Raw genomic sequence first — 20646 nt, 5'->3', positions numbered from 1 at the left:
TGCGAGGCTCAGCGGGTGACCTTGCCGGCCTTCAGGCAGGAGGTGCACACGTTGAGGCGCTTGGGGGTGGAGCCCACCATGGCGCGCACTCGCTGGATGTTGGGGTTCCAACGCCGCTTGGTACGGCGGTGCGAGTGCGAGATGGAATGACCGAAACCCGGCCCCTTGCCGCAGACGTCGCAGTTGGCAGCCACGGGTGCTCTCCTGATCGCTGGTACGTGGTCGTGAGGTCTCGCACGCGCGCACCGCAGGCACCGGGACGGGCACCGTGCTGGTGGCGGGGGACGTGCGAAAGAGCCCGAACGGGTCGGGCAACCGGTACAGCGTAGCCGACGGCGGCCGAGCGGCCCAAATGCGGTTAGCCTTCGACCGTGCTCGACCACCTCGACGCCCGCGCCGCCCGTCAGTGGGGACGCGAGGTGCTCGCCCAGCTCGGCGAGCAGCGCGCCGAGATCGACGCCCTCAACGTCTTCCCCGTGCCGGACGGCGACACCGGCACGAACCTCTACCTCACCATCGAGTCGGCCGCCGCTGCCGTCGAGGCGCTGGGAGAGGGTTGCGGGCTGCCCGAGGTGGCCGACGCGTTCGCCACGGGGGCGCTGCTCGGCGCGCGCGGCAACTCCGGGGTGATCCTCAGCCAGCTGCTGCGCGGCTGGGCCCACGTGCTCGCCGAGCAGCCGGACGGCGGGGCCGGCGCCGTGCGTGAGGCGCTGCAACGAGCTGCCGACGAGGCCTACCGCGCGGTGAGCCGCCCGGTGGAGGGCACGATGCTCACGGTGGCGCGGGCGGCGGCCCAGGGAGCGCGCGACGCGGCCGGCGACGACCTCGGCGCCGTCGTGCGGGCCGCGGTCGAGGCCGCCGACGACGCGCTGGCCCGCACCACCGACCAGCTCGAGGCGCTGCACCGGGCGGGGGTGGTGGACGCCGGCGCCCAGGGCCTGATCGTGCTGCTCGAGAGCCTGCTGGGCGTCGTCACCGAGCAGCGCACCGTGCGCTCGCACCGCCCGCCGCCGGGCAGCCGGGCCCCCCGCGTCGTGGCCGTCGACGGCGCCGACGCCGGCCCCGAGTACGAGGTGATGTACCTGCTCGACGCCCCCGGGGACGACGGGGCCTGGCTGGCCACCCTGCGCGACACCCTCGACCGCATCGGTGAGTCGACCGTGGTGGTCGGGGGCGGTGGCCTGTGGAACGTGCACGTGCACACCGACGACGTCGGTGCGGCGATCGAGGCGGGAGTCACCGCCGGGCGCCCGCACCGCATCCGCGTCACGCGCATCGCCGACCAGCTCGGCCGCCGGGCCGCCTCCGGTCACGAAGCGGGCCACGGGCCGAACCACGGCGGCGAGCAGGCGGTGGCGGTGGTGGCCACGGCCGCTGGGTCGGGCCTGGCGGCGGTGCTCGAGCAGGCCGGTGCGGTGGTGGTGCCGAGCGTCCCGGGACACCGGCCGTCCACGGCCGAGCTGCTGGACGCCGTCCGCGCCACGCACGCCCAGGCGGTGATCCTGCTGCCCAACGACCGCGACGCCCTCGCCGCGGCCGGTGCCGCGGCGGCGGCCGCCCGGGACGAGGGCGTGCACGTGGCCGTGCTGCCGACCCGCGCTGCGGTGCAGGGGCTGGCCGCGCTCGCGGTGCACGACCCGCACAGTCCGCTGTCGCAGAACCTCGTGCGGATGTCGGCTGCTGCGGCGGCCACCCGGCACGGCGCGGTCATGGTGGCGGCGGGCGAGGCGCTCACGTCCGCGGGCTGGTGCCGTCCCGGCGACGCCCTGGGTCTGATCGACGGCGACATCGCGGTGATCGGCACGCAGCTGCCTGACGTCGCGGCCGATGTCGTCACCCGCATGCTCACCGGCGGCGGCGAGCTCCTGACCGTGGTGACCGGTGACAGCGAGGACGCCGCCCGGCTGGCTGAGGCGGTCGTCGCGCGCGTGCGCGCTGACCGGCTCGACGTCGAGGTCAACGTCGTGGCCGGAGGGCAGCCCGGCTACCCCCTGCTGCTGGGTGTGGAGTGAGGGTGAGCGAGCCAGGCGGCGCGCAGGCCGGGTCGTCGTCGGCCGAGCTGTCCGTGCGCGCCGACCGGCGGATCGGACCCAAGGCGGCCAAGGCCCTCGAGAAGCTCTTCGGCATCACCACGGTCGGTGAGCTGCTGCGCCACTACCCGCGCCGGTACGCCCAGCTCGGCGAGCTCACCGACCTCTCGCGCCTGCCGGTGGGAGAGCACGTCACGGTGCTCGCCCAGGTGCAGCAGGTGACCGCGCACACCATGCGGCAGCGCCGGGGCAGCCGGGTGCAGGTGCGGATCGGAGACGGCCGGGGGACCCTCGAGCTCGTCTTCTTCGCGGCCAAGTCGTTCCTCACGGCCAAGTACGAGCGCGAGCTGGCGGTGGGCACGGTGGCGCTCTTCAGCGGCAAGGTCGGGCTCTACGAGGGCCGCCGGCAGCTGGCCCACCCGCTCTACGAGCGGCTGCCCGACTACGACCCGCAAGCCGCGCAGGCCTTGGCGCGCAAGCCGATCCCGATCTATCCCGCGGGCGCCGGCATCCAGTCCTGGCAGATCCGAGGGGCCATCACGCCGCTCGTGCAGACCCTGCCGCCGCTGCCCGACCCGCTGCCCGTCTCGGTGCTGCGAGCCCGCGACCTGATGGGGCTCGACGAGGCGCTGCGAGGAGTGCACGACCCGGCGACGATGGAGCAGGCCCTCGAGGCCCAGCGGCGGCTGCGGTTCGAGGAGGCCTTCGTGCTGCAGGCCGCCCTGCTGCGGCGGCGAGCGGCGCTCGCTGACCTGCCGGCGGTGCCCCGCGTTCCGGCGTCCGGTGGGCTGCTCGAGGCGTTCGACGCCAGGCTGCCGTTCGCGCTCACCGACGGCCAGCGCGAGGTGGGGCAGCAGATCGCGGCCGACCTCGCGGCTTCCCACCCGATGCACCGGTTGCTGCAGGGCGAGGTGGGCTCGGGCAAGACGCTCGTGGCCCTGCGGGCGATGCTCGGCGTCGTCGACGCCGGCGGTCAGGCGGCCCTGCTCGCGCCCACCGAGGTGCTGGCGGTGCAGCACCACCGCTCGATCACCGCGATGCTCGGCGACCTCGCCGAGGGCGGCATGCTCGGCGGCAGCGACATCGGCACCCGGGTGGCGCTGCTCACCGGGTCGCAGCCCGCGGGGGTGCGCCGCGCGATGCTGCTCGAGGCGGCGTCGGGCCAGGCCGGCATCGTCGTGGGCACGCACGCGCTGCTGCAGGAGCACGTGCAGTTCGCCGACCTCGGCCTCATGGTCGTCGACGAGCAGCACAGGTTCGGCGTCGAGCAGCGCGATGCGTTGCGCGCCAAGGGTTCGGTGCCGCCGCACGTGCTCGTCATGACCGCGACGCCGATCCCGCGCACCGTGGCGATGACGGTGTTCGGCGACCTGGAGACCTCGACCCTCACCGAGCTGCCGCGCGGCCGGTCGCCGATCACCACCCACGTCGTGCCCGGCGACCACCCCCGCTGGGTCACGCGGGCCTGGGAGCGCGTGCGCGAGGAGGTCGACGCCGGGCACCAGGCCTTCGTGGTGTGCCCGCGCATCGGCGGTGACGGCACCGAACCGGACGTCGACACCGCCCCCGGCGCCGACGTCCCCGACGACGAGACCGGCCGCCGCCCGCCGCTCGCCGTCCTGGACGTGCTCGAGCCGCTGCGGGGGGAGCCCACGCTCGCGGGCCTGCGCATCGAGGTGCTGCACGGGCGCCTGCCGGCCGAGGAGCGCGAGGCCACGATGGCTGCGTTCGCGCGCGGCGAGGTCGACGTCCTCGTGGCCACGACGGTGATCGAGGTGGGCGTCGACGTCCCCAACGCCACGGTGATGGTGGTCATGGACGCCGACCGCTTCGGCATCTCGCAGCTGCACCAGCTGCGCGGCCGCATCGGCCGGGGCAGCGCGCCCGGCCTGGCGCTGCTCGTCACCGAGACGCTCGACGGCACCCCCGCGCGAGAGCGGCTCGCCGCCGTCGCGAGCACCACCGACGGTTTCGAGCTGTCGCGGGTCGACCTCGAGCAGCGGCGCGAGGGCGACGTGCTGGGCGCGGCGCAGTCGGGCTACCGGTCGTCGCTGCGGCTTCTGCGCGTGCTGCGCGACGAGGACCTCATCGGGCAGGCCCGAGAGGCAGCGGCCGAGGTGCTCGCCGGCGACCCCGACCTGTCGGGTCACCCGGCGCTGGCCGAGGCCATCGACGTGCTGCTCGGCGAGGGGCGCGAGGAGTTCCTCGAGCGGGGCTGAGGACGCGCTCACGGCTAGGCTCGCCCGTCGTGACGCGGATCATCGCCGGCGCGGCGGGAGGCAGGCGGCTGCAGGTGCCCGCCGGACGCGACACGCGCCCGACCAGCGACCGCGTGCGCGAGGCGCTCTTCAGCCGGCTCGACCACGAGGGCTGGCTGGACGGCGCGCGCGTGCTCGACCTGTACGCCGGCTCCGGCGCGCTGGGCCTCGAAGCTGCCAGCCGGGGCGCCGCCGAGGTGGTGCTGGTCGAGAGCGCCCGGCCCGCCGCGGCCACGATCCGCCGCAACGTCGCGGCGCTGGGCCTGGTCGGCGTCCGGGTGGCCGAGGCGAAGGTCGAGCGGTGGCTCGACCGGCCGGCCGAGGCGCGGTTCGAGGTCGTGCTCGCCGACCCGCCGTACCCCGTCACCGACGACGCGGTCGACGCCGTGCTGCACCGGCTCGTCGAGCACGGCTGGCTCGCCGACCAGGCGCTGGTGGTGGTCGAGCGGGCCAGCCGCAGCCACGCCCCGCACTGGCCGGCCCCGCTGGAGGCGGCGGGTGACCGCGCGTACGGCGAGACGCGCCTGTGGTTCGCCGAGCGCACCTGAGCCCGAGGTGGCCGGTGGCCCGCTAGGTTCGAGGCCGTGAGCGACTCCCGGCGCGTGTGCGTTTGCCCCGGCTCGTACGACCCGGTGACCCTCGGGCACCTCGACGTCATCGAGCGCGCGGCGGCGATGTTCGACGACGTGGTCGTCGCGGTGCTGCACAACCCCGACAAGCGGGGCACGTTCACGGCGGCCGAGCGGGTCGAGCTGCTGCGGCACGTGCTCGAGGGCCGCGAGCGCGTGCGGGTGGTCGAGTTCGGCGGCCGGCTGCTGGTCGACGTCTGCCGCGAGCTGGGTGCCGCGCACGTCGTGAAGGGTCTGCGCGGTGGTGCGGACTTCGACTACGAGCTGCCGATGGCGCTGATGAACCGTCACCTCACCGGCGTCGAGACGGTGTTCGTGGCCGCCGACCCCCGGTTGGCCCACGTGTCCAGCTCGCTGGTGCGGCAGGTCAACGCCTACGGTGGCGACGTGAGCGGGCTCGTGCCCGACGTCGTCCGCGACGCGCTGGTGGCGCACCGGCGGGCCTGACCCGAGAGGACTGGCTGTGGACGTGCACGACAAGCTCGACGAGATCACGCAGTACGTCGAGGACGCCCGGGCGATGCCGATGTCGGCGTCGGCGCTGGTCAACCGGGTCGAGCTGCTCGGCCTGCTCGACGAGCTGCGCGAGCTGCTGCCCGAGGAGCTGCACCACGCGGACCTGCTGCTGTCGGATCGCGAGGCCGTCGTCGAGCAGGGGCGAGCGCAGGCCGAGCAGCTGCTCGCTGAAGCGCAGACCGAGCACGACCGCCTGGTGGAGCAGACCGAGGTGGTGCGGGCCGCCCGCGAGCGCGCGGCCGAGGTGCAGCAGCACGCCCAGGCCGAAGCCACCCGCCTGCTCGAGGAGGCCGACGACTACGTCGACCGCAAGCTCGGGGAGTTCGAGGTGGCCCTCGACAAGCTGAGCCAGCAGGTGCAGCGCGGACGCGAGCACCTCTCGCAGCGCTCGGCGGTCGACCGCGCGCGGGGCATCGTGGCCGACGCCGACCCCTCAGGTGAGGGCGACGAGGAGCCCGGAGCCCGCGGTACGGCCGGCGAGGGCCACGAGGGCCACGAGGCGCGGGGGTCCGGCAGCGGATTGGGTGACGACGCGGTCGTCCGGTAACCTTGTGCGTCGGCCCTGACCGGCCGAAGCCGCCACTTTCCTGGAGCCTGCGATCACTCTCGACCCCCGCGCGCCGCTCGTGCTCGACACGCACGAGCTGGGCCGCCGTCCGGGGTCGATGGTCAAGATCTCCCGAGAGGTGCCGGCTCCGGCAGAGATGGGCACCGACGTCATCGGCGTCGCCGAGGGTTCGCCGCTGCGGCTGGACCTGCGGTTGGAGTCGGTGATGGAGGGGGTCCTCGTGACCGGCACGGTGGCAGGACGCGCCACCGGGGAGTGCGGGCGGTGCCTGACCGACCTCGAGCAGGACGTCGAGGTCGAGCTCATGGAGCTGTACGCCTACCCCGGCAAGCGGCCTGAAGCCGACGTCGACGAGGACGAGGTGCGTGAGCTCGAGGGCGACCTGATCGACCTCGAGGGCGCGCTCCGGGACGCGGTGGTGCCTGCGCTGCCGTTCCAACCGGTGTGCCGGGACGACTGTCCGGGACTGTGCTCCGAGTGCGGGGCGCGCCTGGCGGACGACCCCGAACACCACCACGACGTGGTCGACCCCCGGTGGGCCGCGTTGCAGGGACTGACCCGGGCCCCGGGCCAGTCGACCGACGACCAGGAAGAGAACTGACGTGGCTGTCCCGAAGCGGAAGACGTCGCGATCCAACACCCGCTCGCGCCGGGCGAACTGGAAGACGACCGCCGTGACGCTGTCCGCGTGCCCGCAGTGCCGTGAGCCGAAGCAGCCGCACATGGCCTGCCCGAGCTGCGGCACGTACGCCGGCCGGCACTACGCCGCGGCCGAGCGCACCGAGCACCAGGGCTGATCGCGCTGTCTCCTCTCGTGTCGACGTCCGACGCGCGATGAGCCAGCCGGCTGACGCCACCGACCTGCAGGCCAGCATCGGCCTGCAGGTCGATGCTGCGTTGCTGCAGCGCGCGCTGATGCACCGCAGCTACGCCTACGAGAACGGTGGCCTACCCACCAACGAGCGCCTGGAGTTCCTCGGTGACTCGGTGCTCGGCCTCGTGGTGACCGACACGCTCTACCGCACGCACCCCGACCTGCCCGAGGGGCAGCTGGCCAAGCTGCGCGCCTCGGTGGTCAACATGCGCGCGCTCGCCGGCGTCGGGCGCACCCTCGAGCTCGGCCGGTACGTCTACCTCGGCCGCGGTGAGGAGGCCACGGGCGGGCGCGACAAGGACTCCATCCTCGCCGACACGGTCGAGGCGCTGCTCGGTGCGGTGTACCTCGACCACGGCATCGAGGTCGCGGCCGACCTCGTGCACCGGCTCGTCGACCCGCTGATGGAGCAGGCCGCCCAGCTCGGGGCGGGCCTGGACTGGAAGACCAGCCTGCAGGAGATGACGTCGTCCGCCGGTCTCGGCGTGCCCGAGTACGTCCTTGACGACGACGGCCCCGACCACGACAAGGTGTTCACCGCCGTGGCGCGCATCGCGGGCGAGGACCTCGGCAGCGGCACCGGCAAGAGCAAGAAGGAAGCCGAGCAGCACGCGGCCGCCACGGCCTGGCGCACCCTGCGGGCGCGGCAGTCCGAGGAGGCCTGAGCCCCGGGTGCCCGAGCTGCCCGAGGTCGAGGTCGTCCGCCGGGGTGTCGAGCAGCACGCCGTCGGCCGGGTGATCCGCTCCGCCGCCGTGCACCACCCGCGGGCGGTGCGTCGGCACGTGCCGGGAGCTGACGACCTCGTCGGCCGCCTCGCCGGCCGCACCGTGCTCGCCGCCCGCCGCCGGGGCAAGTACCTCTGGCTCGACCTCGGCGAGCCGCCGTCGCCGCCCGACGAGGCGCTCGTCGTCCACCTGGGCATGAGCGGGCAGCTGCTGGTGCAGCCGCCTACCGCAGCCCCCGAGACCCACCTACGGGTCGAGCTCGCCTTCGCCGACGACGGCCCCGACCTGCGCTTCGTCGACCAGCGCACCTTCGGGGGCATGGCGCTGGAGCCGCTCGTGGGCGCCGGTGAGGGCGACACCGTCCCGGCCAGCGTGGCGCACATCGCGCGCGACCCGCTCGACCCGCGCTACGACGTCGAGGCGGTGGTGACGGCCCTGCGCCGTCGCCGCACCGGCCTCAAGCGGGCGCTGCTCGACCAGACGCTGGTGTCGGGTATCGGCAACATCTACGCCGACGAGGCGCTGTGGCGAGCCGAGCTGCACGGCGCGCGGCCCACCGAGACGCTGCGTCGCGCCGACGCCCGGCGCGTGCTGGACGCCGCGGCCGAGGTGATGCGCGAGGCGCTCGGGCAAGGCGGCACGTCGTTCGACGCGTTGTACGTCAACGTCAACGGCCAGAGCGGCTACTTCGACCGCTCGCTGGCCGCCTACGGGCAGGCCGGCCGGCCGTGCCCCCGGTGCGGCACGCCGATCCGCCGCGACGCGTTCATGAACCGCTCGAGCTTCAGCTGCCCGCGCTGCCAGCCCCGCCCGCGACGCGCTCGCTGGTAGCGCCCGCGCTGCTGGCGGGCCGGTACTTGCGCCACTCGCGGTCGACCTGCAGGCCGACCCCGAGGTAGAGCCCGAGGGCGTGGGAGTTCTCGGCGCTCACCCCGAGGCCGAGCCGCTTGGCGCCGCCCGCGACCCGGCGACGGAACGCCTCGAGCAGCAACGCCCGGCCGATGCCTTGCTTCTGCAGCTCCTGCGGCACCGCGAGCTGAGCGACCCAGCCCGACCCGTCGGAGAAGATCTTGCCGAGCGCGGCGCCCACCAGCTCCTCGCCGCGCCAGGCCAGCACCTGCTGGTCGGCGGGCTCGCCGGCCACGAAGAGGTGCCGCCACTCCTCGAAGCCCCGGTTGCCGTGTCCGGGCACCGTCGCCCAGCGCGCCCGGTCGTAGATGAGCTCGTGGGTGGCGCGCTCGGCGTCCGGCCCGAGGTCGGTGACCGTGACGGCGTCGGGCCAGACCGGCTCGGGCAGCTGCCAGTCGGGGGAGACCTCGCGCAACAGCTCGAACGACGACAGCCAGTGCTCCCAGCCGTGCCGGTCCAGCGCCGCGGCGAAGGCGTCGTCGCCGGCGAGGGCCTCGACCGAGTGGACGCCGCAGGCGGCGTACCACGCGAGCAGGTCGTCGAAGACGTCCCGGCGCACGACCTCGGGCGCGTCGTGGCGGACGCTCAGGAACACGTCGTCCGGGCTCCACCACCAGGTGGCGGCGAGCAACCCGCCGTCGTCGGCGACCAGGGCGCGGCTGCGCTCGTCGAGCGGGACGGCGAGCTCGAGCACCTGCTTGATCTCGCTCTCGTCGCTCTCCTGAGCGCCGAACCAGTGGGTGTCGAAGGCGGCCTGCAACGCCGTGACGGCGGGCAGGTCGTCAGGCGAGACGGGGCGTGCGCGCATAGCCGGTGACCCTAGAGCGCGCGCACCACCGGTTGCCTCTGGTTTACCCCCTCCGCCGTTCGTGCCGCTCTGCGCCACGTCAGCGCTGCACGGGGCCGTGGGTCACGCTCGCCACCACCCGCGGGCCGCTCAGCCGCACGAGCTCGTGGCCGGTGCGGTCGACGAGCACGAGCTGGCGATCGGCCAGACCGACGCGCGCCGCCGAGGCCCACAGCGCCGGCAGGTCGATGCCCTCGCAGCCGATGAGGGTCCGGGGCCCCGACGTCGTGAGCAGCCGGCCGTCGTCGCCGACCAGCCAGCGCCCGGACGCGGCGTTGCAGCCGTCCCACCCGGTCCAGGTGCCCTGCGGATCGGCGAAGACGAACGGCGGCCTGCTGCCCGCCGCCGGGCGGGCCGGGGTGCGTGAGGGCGGCTCGGCGAGCGTCCAGCGTCCGGCGGCCGTCGCCCGGGACGCCGGTCGCAGGCCGGAGGGCAGCGGCGCCGGCTCGGCGAGCGCTGCGCGGGCCGCGGCGTCGAGGGTGGGCGGCGCGGCCAGCGAGGCGTCGACCCCGGGGCGCGGCGTCACCGTCGCGCCGGGCCGCAGCGTGGCCTGCCGGCGGCCGCCCGTGTCGAGTAGCCGCCAGCCGTCGCCGTCGCGCTCGTACCGCGTGGTGCGCTCGAGCCAGCCGGAGGCCGTGGTGCCGGCGCCGCCGGTGCGGGCGCAGCTGCCGACCGAGCTGTCGCCGGCATCGAGCAGCAGCATCCCGGCTCCTGCCTGCCACGACCCGAAGGCCACCCCGCAGTCGCGCCACCACGACAGGTCGCCGGCGGCCAAGCGCAGCACCGAGCGCNCCCGGACGCCGACTCCACCCGCCACACGCCGACGAGCCCCACCGGGCCGGCCGTCGAACCGATCGTCGAACCGGTCGTCGAGCCGGTCGTCGAGCCGGTCGTGCCCCGCGACGGCTGGCCGGCTTCGGAGCCGTTCTCGGGCTGGGCGCCGCAGGCAGCCAGGGCCGCGAGCACCAGCCCCGCCACGGCGAGGCGCCCGGGCGTCGTGTGCCGGGAGGTCATGGCGGTCCTCCTGCCTGGTCGATCCGGACGTCGCTGGGACGCAGCGCGGCGCCGTCAGGTTCCCGCGGCCCGGGCCAGCTCCGCACGCACCGACGCCGGCACCGTGCCGTCGCGGTCGATCGGCGTCCACAGCTGCGTGTGGTCCCACTGCGAGCCGCAGCCGGCGCACGCGAAGCGGCGGGGCGCCGCGGCGCGGTCGTCCGGTCCCCACTGGCAGGCGTCCTGGCAGGCGTACTGGGCGAGTGGTTCAGGCACCGCCCCATCATCGCGGCAGGTGGCGCGGCGCGCCGAGCGACGTAACGTTCGGCCCGTGGACGACGACCTCGACCGCACCGGCCCGGTGCGCCTGACCGCCTTCGTGCGCGGCGACGTCCAAGGGGTGGGCTTTCGGTGGTGGACCCGCTCTCGGGCTCTCGAGCTGGGGCTCGCCGGTCACGCCACCAACCTGCCCGACGGTCGGGTGCAGGTGGTGGCTGAGGGCGAGCGCGCAGCCTGCGACCGTCTGCTCACCCAGCTGGCCGAGCAGCCCTCGACCACCGGGCGTCCCGGCCGGGTGACCGGCGTGACGGAGCAGTGGACGCAGGCGCGCGGCACGACCAGCGGGTTCACCGAGCGATAGGGGTCGGCCGGGGTCGAGGCGGTACTGTGGCCGCACTTCCCCGCACAGATCCAGCACAGTTTCCGCAACTGGCCCGGCCACGGGCCAGCGCAGTCGGCCAGGAGCGAGCGCCCGGTGTACCTCAAGAGCCTCACCCTGCGGGGATTCAAGTCCTTCGCGTCCGCGACGACGCTGAACCTCGAGCCGGGCATCACCTGCGTCGTGGGACCCAACGGCTCCGGCAAGTCGAACGTCGTCGACGCGCTGGCGTGGGTCATGGGCGAGCAGGGCGCCAAGAGCCTGCGCGGCGGCAAGATGGAGGACGTCATCTTCGCCGGCACCTCCGGGCGCCCGCCGCTGGGCCGCGCCGAGGTGAGCCTCACGATCGACAACACCGACGGCGCGCTGCCCATCGACTACAGCGAGGTCACGATCTCGCGCACGATGTTCCGCGGTGGCGGCTCGGAGTACACGATCAACGGCACGGCCTGCCGCCTGCTCGATGTCCAGGAGCTGCTCTCGGACTCCGGCATCGGCCGCGAGATGCACGTCATCGTGGGCCAGGGCCAGCTGGACGCCGTCCTGCGGGCGACGCCGGAGGAGCGCCGGGGCTTCATCGAGGAGGCCGCAGGCGTCCTGAAGCACCGCAAGCGCAAGGAGAAGGCGCTGCGCAAGCTCGAGGCGATGCAGGCCAACCTCACGCGCGTCTCCGACCTCACCGCCGAGATCCGCCGCCAGCTCGGGCCGCTGGGGCGCCAGGCCGAGGTGGCCCGCAAGGCCGTCGTCGTCCAGACCGACCTGCGTGACGCGCGGTTGCGCCTGCTGGCCGACGACCTCGCCCAGCTCACGAGCACGCTCGAGGCCGAGGTGGCTGACGAGACGGCGCTGCGCGAGCGGCGCGCCGAGGTCGAGCAGGCCCTGAGCGAGGCACGAGCCCGCCTCGCGCGGCTGGAGGAGGCCGCGCAGGCTGAGGCGCCGCTCGTGGCCCGCACGCAGGAGACGTGGTACCGCCTCAGCAGCCTGCGCGAGCGGCTGCGGTCGACCGAGGGCGTGGCCCGTGAGCGGCTGCGGCTGCTCGCCAGCGAGAGCGACGACACGGCGCAGACCGGTCGCGACCCCGAGCAGCTCGCCGCTCAGGCGGCGCGGGTGCGCGAGGACGAGCGGTCGCTCGCCGAGCAGATCACCGGGCACCGCGAGACGCTCACCCGCGCCGTGGAGCACCGCCAGCAGGTCGAGCAGGCGCTCGCCGACGCCCAGAAGCGCCTGGCCACCGCCCTGCGTGCCGCCGCCGACCGCCGTGAGGGCCTGGCTCGGCTGTCGGGTCAGGTGCAGGCCCGGCGCAGCCGGATCGAGGCCGCCGAGGCCGAGGTCGGCCGGCTCGCCGAGACGCTCGAGGAGGCGCTCGCCCGTGGCGCTGAGGCCGAGCAGGAGTTCACGGCGCTGGAGTCGCAGGTGGCCGGCGTCGAGCGTGGCGAGGAGGGCCTGGACGCCGAGCACGAGCAGGCGAGCGCCGCGCTCGAGGCCGCCGAGGCCGAGGTCGAGCGGCTGCGCGAGGCCGAGCGGGCCGCTGAGCGTGAGCGCGCCACCTGGACCGCCCGGCGCGAGGCGCTGGAGCTGGGCCTGGCTCGCAAGGACGGCGGGGGCGCGTTGCTCGCCGCCGACGACCGCGTGAGCGGTGTGCTGGGCTCGGTCGCGACGCTGCTCACCGTCGAGTCCGGCTACGAGACCGCCGTGGCCGCGGCCCTCGGTGCCGCGGCCGACGCCGTGGCGGTCGACTCGCTGGACGCCGCGGTCGGCGCGCTGCGCATGCTCCGCTCGCAGGACGCCGGGCAGGCGGGGCTCGTCGTCGCCGGTGCACCCGCGCCGCAGGACGAGCCCGGGCGCTGGCCGCAGCTGCCCGACGGCGCGCGCTGGGTGCGTGAGCTGGTGCAGGTGCCCGACACCGTGCGACCCGCGATCGAGCGGCTGCTGACCCGCGTGGCCGCCGTCCAGACACTGGACGACGCCCGCGCGCTCGTGCGGGCGCTGCCCGACTGCACCGCCGTCACCTCGGACGGCGATGTGCTGGCTCCCGGCCTGGTGCGCGGCGGCTCGGCCAGCGCACCCAGCCTGCTGGAGGTGCAGGCGGCGGCCGACGAGGCGAGCGACGCCGCCGCCGCGGCCACCCGCCGCGTCGAGCAGCATCGCTTCGCGCTCGCCGCCGCCGAGCGTGCCGCAGCGGAGGCGCTCGAGCGCGTCGAGGCGGCGCTGGAGCGGCTGCACGAGTCCGACGCCCAGCACGCCGCGGTGGCCGAGCGGCTGGGCCACCTCGGTGCCGCCGTCCGGTCGGCGCACGCCGAGGCCGACCGCGTGCGCAAGGCCCGGGAGAGCGCCGTGGCCGCGCTCGAGGCCGACCAGGCGACGCTCAGCGAGCTCGAGCAGCGCCTTGCCGCCGCCGAGGACGAGCCCGACGAGGTCGGCGAGCCGTCGACCGACGAGCGCGACCGCCTCGACGAGGAGGCCGCCACCGCCCGGGCCGGCGAGACCGAGGCTCGGCTCGCCCTGCGCACGGGTGAGGAGCGCGTGCGGGCGCTCACCGCGCGTGCCGAGTCGCTCGAGCGCGCCGTGCGCGAGGAGCAGCAGGCCCGCGAGCGGGCCGCCGCTCGGCGGGCGCGCCGCCAGCGCGAGGCCGAGGTGGCGCACGCCGTCCAGGTGGCCGCCGAGTTCACCCACGAGCTGCTGACCGCCTCGCTCGAGCAGGCGACTGCCGAGCGCGACGCCGCCCAGGCGACGCGTTCGCAGCGCGAGGCCGAGCTGAACGCCGTGCGCGCCGAGCTGCGCGAGCTCGAGGACACGCTGCGCGAGCTCACCGACTCGGTGCACAAGGACGAGGTGGCGCGCACCCAGCAGCGACTGCGCATCGAGTCGTTGCAGGCCAAGGCGGTCGAGGAGCTCGGCGTCGACCCCGACGTCCTCATGGAGGAGTTCGGCCCGCACCAGCTCGTGCCGCCGTCGCCCGCCGTGCCCGGTGACCCCGAGCCCGAGACGCCTCCCGAGCCGCGGCCGTACGTGCGCGAGGAGCAGGAGAAGCGGCTGCGCAAGGCCGAGCGGGCGCTCAGTCTGCTCGGGCGGGTCAACCCGCTGGCGCTCGAGGAGTACGCGGCGCTGGAGGAGCGGCACAAGTTCCTCACTGCGCAGCTCGCCGACCTCGGTCGCAGCCGCACCGACCTCATGGACATCGTCAAGGAGGTCGACGAGCGGGTCGAGCAGGTGTTCACCGCGGCCTACCACGACACCGCCGCGCAGTTCGAGGGCGTGTTCTCTCGGCTGTTCCCCGGCGGTGAGGGGCGTCTGGTGCTCACCGACCCCAGCGACATGCTCACCACGGGCATCGAGGTCGAGGCGCGCCCGCCGGGCAAGAAGGTCAAGCGGCTGTCGCTGCTGTCGGGTGGCGAGCGGTCGCTCACGGCGGTGGCGCTGCTCGTGGCGATCTTCAAGGCCCGGCCGAGCCCGTTCTACGTCATGGACGAGGTCGAGGCGGCGCTCGACGACACCAACCTCGGGCGCTTGATCCAGATCATGGAGGAGCTGCGCGAGTCCAGCCAGCTCATCGTGATCACGCACCAGAAGCGCACGATGGAGAACGCCGACGCGCTGTATGGCGTCACGATGCGCGGCGACGGCGTCACGACTGTGGTGAGCCAACGGTTGCGCGAGGCCTCCAGCGCCTGACCCCACCCGCGACCCGCCCGGGTCGCGCGCCGATTTGAGCCGTGTGTGCCGAGTGAGGCACGGTAGAGGCATGACGGTGCTGATCATCGGGATGCTGGTCACCCTGCTCATCGCCGGTGTGGTGGTGGCGATGGTCGCCGTCCCCGCCTACCGCGAGGGCCGCGACGTGCTCTCGCGTGAGGGTGAGCAGCTCGTGCAGACCGCGCGTGAGCGCACCGTCGAGGCCGTCGGCACGGCCCGGGAGAAGGTCGGTGAGCGGGTCGGCGACCTCGCCGAGCGGCTGCCCAACCGGTCCGCCGACGCCGAGCCCACGTACGAGCCGGCGCCGTCCGCGGCGCTCGGCCCGCAGGAGATCGACCTGCGCGAGCCCGCGACCACGTCCTCGACGGAGAGCGCGGAGCGCCGCCACCGCGCCTGAGCCGCGCCGCGCCCGGTCTGGGAGAATCGCTCCTCGTGGACCCCATCACCCTCGTCATCGTCATCGCCGTCGCGATCCTCTTCCTCGCGGGCGCGCTGGTCGGCCTGCTGCGCGGCCGCGGTCGGGGGTCGGCTCCGTCGGCGCCCCGCCCCGGCACGGACTACGCGCCGGGCGTCGGTGACGACGCCACCCCACCTCGCGACGCGCCCAAGCGCGACATCCAGGACGTCGCGGTGCTCGACCGCGAACCGGCCGTGGTCGAGCCCGAGCTCGAGCCCCTGCCCGCGCTCGAGCGCCCGGCCCCGGCTGGTGGCCGGCTGCACCGGCTGCGCGCGCGGCTGGCCCGCTCCAACTCCACCTTCGGCCAGGGCCTGCTCGCGCTGCTCAGCCGCGACCACATCGATGACGAGACGTGGGACGAGGTCGAGGAGACCCTGCTCGGCGCCGACCTCGGGGTCGGGCCGACCACCGAGCTCATCGAGCGGCTGCGCACCGAGGTGCGCGTCGACGGCATCGCCGACCCCGAGCAGCTGCGGGGGGTGCTGCGGCGCGAGCTGGTGGCGCTCGTCGACCCCACGATGGACCGCTCGCTCGCCCTGGACGCCGCGGTCGGCCGCCCCGCCGTCGTCCTCGTCGTCGGTGTCAACGGCACCGGCAAGACGACGACCGTGGGCAAGCTCGCTCGCGTGCTCGTGGCCGAGGACCGCGACGTCCTGCTGGGCGCGGCCGACACGTTCCGCGCCGCGGCGGCCGACCAGCTGCAGACGTGGGGCAGCCGCGTCGGCGTCCCCACCGTGCGGTCCGACCGCGACGGCGCCGACCCCGCCGCCGTCGCCTTCGACGCGGTGAGCGCCGGCATCGACGCCGAGGTCGACGTCGTCCTCATCGACACCGCGGGCCGCCTGCAGAACAAGGCCGGCCTCATGGACGAGCTCGGCAAGGTCAAGCGGGTCATCGAGAAGCGCTCGCCGGTCGACGAGGTGCTGCTGGTGCTCGACGCGACCACCGGCCAGAACGGCATGCGCCAGGCCCAGGTGTTCAGCGAGGTCGTCAACATCACCGGCATCGTGCTCACCAAGCTCGACGGGACGGCGAAGGGCGGCATCGTCGTCGCCGTGCAGCGCGCGCTCGGCGTGCCGGTGAAGCTCGTCGGGCTCGGTGAGGGCCCGGACGACCTCGCCCCGTTCGACGCCGAGGAGTTCGTCGACGCGCTGCTGGCCTGAGCCGAGCCGCGCCGCGCCGGCGAGCCGTCGCGCGGACGCAACACAGGTTTCACGCGGCCGGGCGGTTGGTGACCTCACCGAAACATTCGCGGTGCGAGGACGAAACCACGGCTGGGGAAGGTCGAGGGCATCCGCTCCCGACTCCCGATGGAGGTTGCCGTGGTCAACACCGGCGACACCGCCTGGGTGCTCACCAGCGCCGCCCTCGTGCTGCTGATGACCCCCGGCCTCGCGCTCTTCTACGGCGGCATGGTCCGCGGCAAGAGCGTGCTCAACATGATGATGATGAGCTTCGGCGCCCTCGGGCTCATCACCGTGCTGTGGGTGCTGTACGGCTACTCGTTCGCGTTCGGCAACGACGTCGGCGCAGGGCTGCTCGGCAGCCCGACCGAGTTCCTCGGCCTCAAGGGCCTGATGGTCGACGCGACGTCGCAGGGCGGGGGCCTGCCGACCATGGCGTTCGTGGCCTTCCAGGCCGTGTTCGCCATCATCACCGTGGCCCTCATTTCCGGCGCCATCGCCGACCGCGCCAAGTTCGGCACCTGGATGGTGTTCGCCGGCATCTGGGCCACGGTCGTCTACTTCCCGATCGCCCACTGGGTCTTCGACTTCACCGTCACCGACGACAAGGGCGTGGTCACCCACGTCGGCGGCTGGATCGCCAACAACCTCAAGGCGATCGACTTCGCCGGGGGCACCGCCGTCCACATCAACGCGGGTGCGGCGGGTCTGGCGCTGGCGCTCGTGCTCGGCAAGCGGGTGGGCTTCGGCCGCGACCCGATGCGCCCGCACAACCTCACGCTGGTGATGATCGGTGCGGGCCTGCTGTGGTTCGGCTGGTTCGGCTTCAACGCCGGCTCGGCGCTCGCCGCCAACAACACCGCCGCCGTCGTCTTCGTCAACACGATCGTCGCGACGGCCGCGGCGATGCTCGGCTGGCTGGCCACCGAGCGCGTGCGTGACGGCCACCCGACGTCGCTGGGTGCGGCGTCCGGCGTCGTCGCCGGGCTGGTCGCGATCACGCCCTCCTGCTCGGCGGTCTCGCCGCTGGGGGCCATCGCCATCGGCGCCGTGGCCGGCGTGGCCTGCGCCTACGCCGTCGGCCTGAAGTTCCGGCTCGGCTTCGACGACTCGCTCGACGTGGTCGGCGTCCACCTCGTCGGTGGACTCTGGGGCACCATCGCCATCGGGTTCTTCGCCACCGACGCTGCCCCGGCCGCCGTGAAGGGCCTGTTCTACGGCGGGGGCCTCGACCAGCTCTGGCGTCAGGTGGTCGGGGCGCTGGCGGTGCTGGTCACGTCGTTCGTCGCGAGCTACGTGATCGGGCTGGTGCTGCACCGGACGATGGGCTTTCGGGTCAGCGAGGAGGCCGAGGTCAGCGGCATCGACTCGGCGGAGCACGCTGAGACCGGGTACGACCTCGCCGGGGTGTCCGGTGGAGGCTTCCGGCCGACCGTGGGGTCGGCCAGCGCAGCGCGGACGACGGAGGTGTCGGCATGAGGCTCGTGACCGCGATCATCAAGCCCCACAAGCTCGACGACGTGAAGTCGGCCCTGGAGTCCTTCGGGGTGCAGGGCATGACCGTGAGCGAGGCGAGCGGCTACGGCCGCCAGCGCGGGCACACCGAGGTCTACCGCGGCGCCGAGTACACGGTCGACCTCGTGCCGAAGCTGCGCGTCGAGGTGCTCGTGGGCGACGACGACGCCCCCGACGTCCTCGAGGTGCTCGTCAAGAGCGCGCAGACCGGGCGGATCGGCGACGGCAAGGTCTGGACCGTTCCGGTCGAGGACGTCGCCCGCGTCCGCACCGGCGAGCGCGGGCTGGACGCGCTCTGAGCGTGCGCGACCTGCGAGCCGAGCGGCTGACTTCGGCGGCCCGGTCCCCGTCCTGGCACACCGGTGACGGGCCGGGTCGCCGGCGCGCGCTCACGACGCTCGTGGACGCGTGGCTGGCCGACGTCTGGTCGGCAGCCGTGGGGGAGCCGGCCGCGCCGGCCGGCGTCGCGCTCGCGGCCGTGGGCAGCCTCGCGCGCCAGGAGGCCGGCCCGACGAGCGACCTCGACCTGGTGCTGCTGCACGACGGCCACGCGCTGGCGAGCCCGGACGTCGCCGCGCTGGCCGAGCGGCTCTGGTACCCGATCTGGGACGCCGGGGTGCGCCTCGACCACTCGGTGCGCACCCCGGCCCAGTGCCGCGACGTCGGCTCGCACGACCTGGCCGCCGGCGTCGGACTGCTCGACCTGCGGGTGGTGGCAGGCGACGCCGAGCTCGTGGCGGCGACTCGCAGCCGGCTGCTCGACGACTGGCGCGGGGCCGCGCGCCGCCGCCTGCCCGAGCTGCTCAGCGCCGTCGAGGAGCGGGCCGAGCGGTACGGTGACGCCGCGTTCCTGCTCGAGCCCGACCTCAAGGACAGTCGCGGCGGCCTGCGTGACGTCACGGTGCTGCGGGCCCTGTCGGCCTCGTGGCTCGCTGACCGGCCGCACGTGCCGGTGGACGCCGCGCACCGCCTGCTGCTCGACGTCCGGGACGCGTTGCAGGTGGTCAGCGGGAGGGCGGGCGACACGCTGCTGCTGGCCGAGCAGGACACCGTGGCCGGGCTCGTGGGCGCCGACGACGCCGACGACCTGCTCACGCGGGTGTCGCGGGCAGCGCGCACGGTGGCCTTCGCCCTCGACACCACGGCCCGCCGGGCCCGGCAGGCGGCTCCCGCGCGGCGCCTGCGCCGCGGCCCGCGCCGTCCGGTGCTGCGGCCACTCGGGCACGGGCTCGTGGAGCACGACGGCGAGGTGGTGCTCGGGGTGGGCGTCGACCCGCGCACCGACCCGGCTCTCGCGCTACGGGCCGCGGCGACCTCGGCGCGGCTCGCGCTGCCGCTGTCGCCGGTGACCGTCGAGCACCTCGCACGGACCGCCGCGCCGGGCGAGCAGCCGTGGACGGCGCCGATGCGCGAGGCGTTCCTGGACCTGCTCGGTGCCGGGCCCGGCCTGGTCGCGACGTGGGAGGCGTGCGACCTGGCCGGGCTGGTGAGCGCCTGGCTGCCGGGCTGGGAGGCGGTGCGCTCACGGCCGCAGCGCAACGCCGTGCACCGGCACACCGTCGACCGGCACCTCGTCGAGACGGTCGTGCGGGCCGGTGCGTTCCTGCGCGACGTCGAGCGCCCCGACCTGCTGCTCGTCGCGGCGCTGCTGCACGACGTCGGCAAGCTGCCCGGCTCGGCTGACCACAGCGCGACCGGTGCGCCGATCGCCCGCCGCGCCGCCGAGCGCCTCGGGTACGAGCCGCGCGACGTGGACGTCGTCGAGCGGCTCGTGCGCGAGCACCTGACGCTCGTCGACCTCGCGACGCGGCGCGACCCCGACGACCCCCGCACGGTGCAGGCCGTGGCCGCGGCGGTCGACGGGCGCGGCGACGTCCTGGACCTGCTGCGCGCGCTCACCGAGGCGGACGCGCTGGCGGCGGGTCCCGCCGCGTGGAGCTCGTGGCGCGCCCGGCTGGTCGACGACCTGGTGGCTCGGGCCCGGCGGCTGCTGGCAGAGGGCGAGGTGCCCGCGCCGGCACCGCTGAGCGAGCGCGAGGCCGCGCTGCTCGCCGCGGTGCGGGACTCGGGGGAGCCCGAGGTCGCCGTCGAGCAGGTCGACGGCATGCACGTCGTCACGGTCGTCGCGCCTGACCGGCTCGGCCTGTTCGCCGACGTCTCGGGCCTGCTCGCCGCGCACGGGCTGTCGGTGCGTTCGGCCCTCGTGCGCACGGTCGGCGGTTCCGGTTCCGGTTCCGGTTCCGGTTCCGGTTCCGGTTCCGGTTCCGCTGCCAGTGCCAGTGCCGGCGCGGTGGCGGTGGACAGCTGGTGGGTGAGCGCGCCCTACGGCGACCTGCCGCCCGTGGCGACGCTCGTGCTCGGGCTGCGGCGTCTGGCGAGTGGCGACGCCACCGTGCTCGACCGGCTGCACCGGCGCGACGCGGCGTACCGGCCCGCCCGGTCGGTGCCCCCTCAACCGCGGGTGGTTCTGGTGCCGGGGGCCTCGCAGGACGCCACGGTGGTGGAGGTGCGCGCGGCCGACCGGCCGGGACTCCTCCACGCGTTGGGGACAGCACTCGCGACGGCGCGGGTCGACGTCCGGTCGGCGCACGTGGCGACTCACGCGGGGCAGGCGGTCGACACGCTCTACCTGGCCGAGCCGGGTGCAGGAGCGCTGGACCCGCCCCGCGTCGGCCGCGTCGTGGCCGCTCTCGTCGACGCCGCGGAGCTGCCGCCTCGTGCGCAGGAGGTCACCGGGGACGCCAAGTAGGCTGGGGGCGAGCTCGTCCACCGTTCGTCTCCAGTCCCAC

At 74.9% G+C, this 20646-nt stretch carries 19 protein-coding genes and 1 pseudogene; 16 read left to right on the top strand and 4 right to left on the bottom strand.

Annotation, left to right across the window (positions count from 1 at the left end):
• Positions 1-8: 8 nt before the first annotated feature.
• Entirely contained in the window at positions 9-194 is a 186-nt protein-coding gene (rpmB, locus tag ASD06_RS18290; RefSeq protein WP_082537551.1) for a 50S ribosomal protein L28, read from the bottom strand.
• A 177-nt stretch (positions 195-371) separates the two neighbouring features.
• On the opposite strand from rpmB, the gene ASD06_RS00445 reads away from it, so the two are divergent.
• The 9 genes from ASD06_RS00445 (at position 372) to mutM (ending at position 8432) form a co-directional block, all read left to right on the top strand.
• Positions 372-2012, top strand: coding sequence for a DAK2 domain-containing protein (locus tag ASD06_RS00445; protein WP_056671769.1), 1641 nt, complete (start codon positions 372-374; stop codon positions 2010-2012).
• Positions 2013-2065: 53 nt separating this feature from the next.
• Positions 2066-4249 carry an ATP-dependent DNA helicase RecG gene (gene recG, locus ASD06_RS00440; protein ID WP_369853650.1) on the top strand — a complete coding sequence of 728 codons (2184 nt, stop codon included), beginning with the start codon at positions 2066-2068 and terminating at the stop codon, positions 4247-4249.
• Positions 4250-4278: 29 nt separating this feature from the next.
• Positions 4279-4836 (top strand): 16S rRNA (guanine(966)-N(2))-methyltransferase RsmD, encoded by a 558-nt coding sequence (gene rsmD / locus ASD06_RS00435; protein WP_056671765.1) that lies wholly within the window; start codon positions 4279-4281, stop codon positions 4834-4836.
• Positions 4837-4872: 36 nt separating this feature from the next.
• Entirely contained in the window at positions 4873-5364 is a 492-nt protein-coding gene (gene coaD, locus ASD06_RS00430; RefSeq protein ID WP_056671762.1) for a pantetheine-phosphate adenylyltransferase, read from the top strand.
• A gap of 16 nt (positions 5365-5380) precedes the next feature.
• A complete protein-coding gene (locus ASD06_RS00425) occupies positions 5381-5980 on the top strand; it encodes a hypothetical protein (protein WP_056671760.1) in 600 nt (199 codons plus the stop codon).
• 79 nt (positions 5981-6059) lie between these two features.
• Positions 6060-6602 carry a DUF177 domain-containing protein gene (locus ASD06_RS00420; RefSeq protein WP_235502151.1) on the top strand — a complete coding sequence of 181 codons (543 nt, stop codon included), beginning with the start codon at positions 6060-6062 and terminating at the stop codon, positions 6600-6602.
• 1 nt (position 6603) lies between these two features.
• The gene (rpmF, locus tag ASD06_RS00415) at positions 6604-6798 is read left to right on the top strand and encodes a 50S ribosomal protein L32 (RefSeq protein WP_056671754.1); all 195 of its coding nucleotides are present in this window, start codon (positions 6604-6606) and stop codon (positions 6796-6798) included.
• A gap of 37 nt (positions 6799-6835) precedes the next feature.
• Positions 6836-7540, top strand: a complete 705-nt coding sequence (gene rnc, locus ASD06_RS00410; protein WP_056671751.1) for a ribonuclease III — start codon at positions 6836-6838, stop codon at positions 7538-7540.
• A gap of 7 nt (positions 7541-7547) precedes the next feature.
• Positions 7548-8432, top strand: coding sequence for a bifunctional DNA-formamidopyrimidine glycosylase/DNA-(apurinic or apyrimidinic site) lyase (gene mutM, locus ASD06_RS00405; protein WP_056671749.1), 885 nt, complete (start codon positions 7548-7550; stop codon positions 8430-8432).
• Here mutM and ASD06_RS00400 read toward each other — a convergent pair.
• The 3 genes and pseudogenes from ASD06_RS00400 to ASD06_RS19490 form a co-directional block, all read right to left on the bottom strand.
• Positions 8386-9318 (bottom strand): N-acetyltransferase, encoded by a 933-nt coding sequence (locus ASD06_RS00400; RefSeq protein WP_056671745.1) that lies wholly within the window; start codon positions 9316-9318, stop codon positions 8386-8388. The two genes, mutM and ASD06_RS00400, sit on opposite strands and share 47 nt — an antisense overlap.
• Before the next feature lie 831 nt (positions 9319-10149).
• A pseudogene (locus tag ASD06_RS19495) lies at positions 10150-10371 on the bottom strand (hypothetical protein); the annotation flags it as partial.
• A gap of 54 nt (positions 10372-10425) precedes the next feature.
• A complete protein-coding gene (locus ASD06_RS19490; protein WP_056671739.1) occupies positions 10426-10626 on the bottom strand; it encodes a hypothetical protein in 201 nt (66 codons plus the stop codon).
• 55 nt (positions 10627-10681) lie between these two features.
• On the opposite strand from ASD06_RS19490, the gene ASD06_RS19485 reads away from it, so the two are divergent.
• From ASD06_RS19485 to ASD06_RS00355, 7 genes are all read left to right on the top strand, one after another.
• Entirely contained in the window at positions 10682-10990 is a 309-nt protein-coding gene (locus tag ASD06_RS19485; protein ID WP_056671736.1) for an acylphosphatase, read from the top strand.
• A gap of 114 nt (positions 10991-11104) precedes the next feature.
• Positions 11105-14680 carry a chromosome segregation protein SMC gene (gene smc / locus ASD06_RS00380; protein ID WP_056671734.1) on the top strand — a complete coding sequence of 1192 codons (3576 nt, stop codon included), beginning with the start codon at positions 11105-11107 and terminating at the stop codon, positions 14678-14680.
• 70 nt (positions 14681-14750) lie between these two features.
• Entirely contained in the window at positions 14751-15098 is a 348-nt protein-coding gene (locus ASD06_RS00375) for a hypothetical protein (protein WP_056671731.1), read from the top strand.
• Positions 15099-15133: 35 nt separating this feature from the next.
• Positions 15134-16321 (top strand): signal recognition particle-docking protein FtsY, encoded by a 1188-nt coding sequence (ftsY, locus tag ASD06_RS00370; RefSeq protein WP_056671728.1) that lies wholly within the window; start codon positions 15134-15136, stop codon positions 16319-16321.
• A 147-nt stretch (positions 16322-16468) separates the two neighbouring features.
• Complete coding sequence (locus ASD06_RS00365) at positions 16469-17821, top strand: ammonium transporter (RefSeq protein ID WP_056671725.1); 1353 nt, start codon at positions 16469-16471, stop codon at positions 17819-17821.
• Positions 17818-18156, top strand: a complete 339-nt coding sequence (locus ASD06_RS00360; protein WP_056671722.1) for a P-II family nitrogen regulator — start codon at positions 17818-17820, stop codon at positions 18154-18156. The genes ASD06_RS00365 and ASD06_RS00360 overlap by 4 nt, the downstream gene beginning before the upstream one ends.
• A 2-nt stretch (positions 18157-18158) precedes the next feature.
• Entirely contained in the window at positions 18159-20606 is a 2448-nt protein-coding gene (locus ASD06_RS00355) for a [protein-PII] uridylyltransferase (protein WP_235502148.1), read from the top strand.
• Positions 20607-20646 lie beyond the last annotated feature (40 nt).

This window comes from Angustibacter sp. Root456 (assembly GCF_001426435.1).
Classification (GTDB): domain Bacteria; phylum Actinomycetota; class Actinomycetes; order Actinomycetales; family Angustibacteraceae; genus Angustibacter.
The sequence above is the reverse complement of the archived record's forward strand: the minus strand, read 5'-3'. Positions and strand labels throughout refer to the sequence as shown.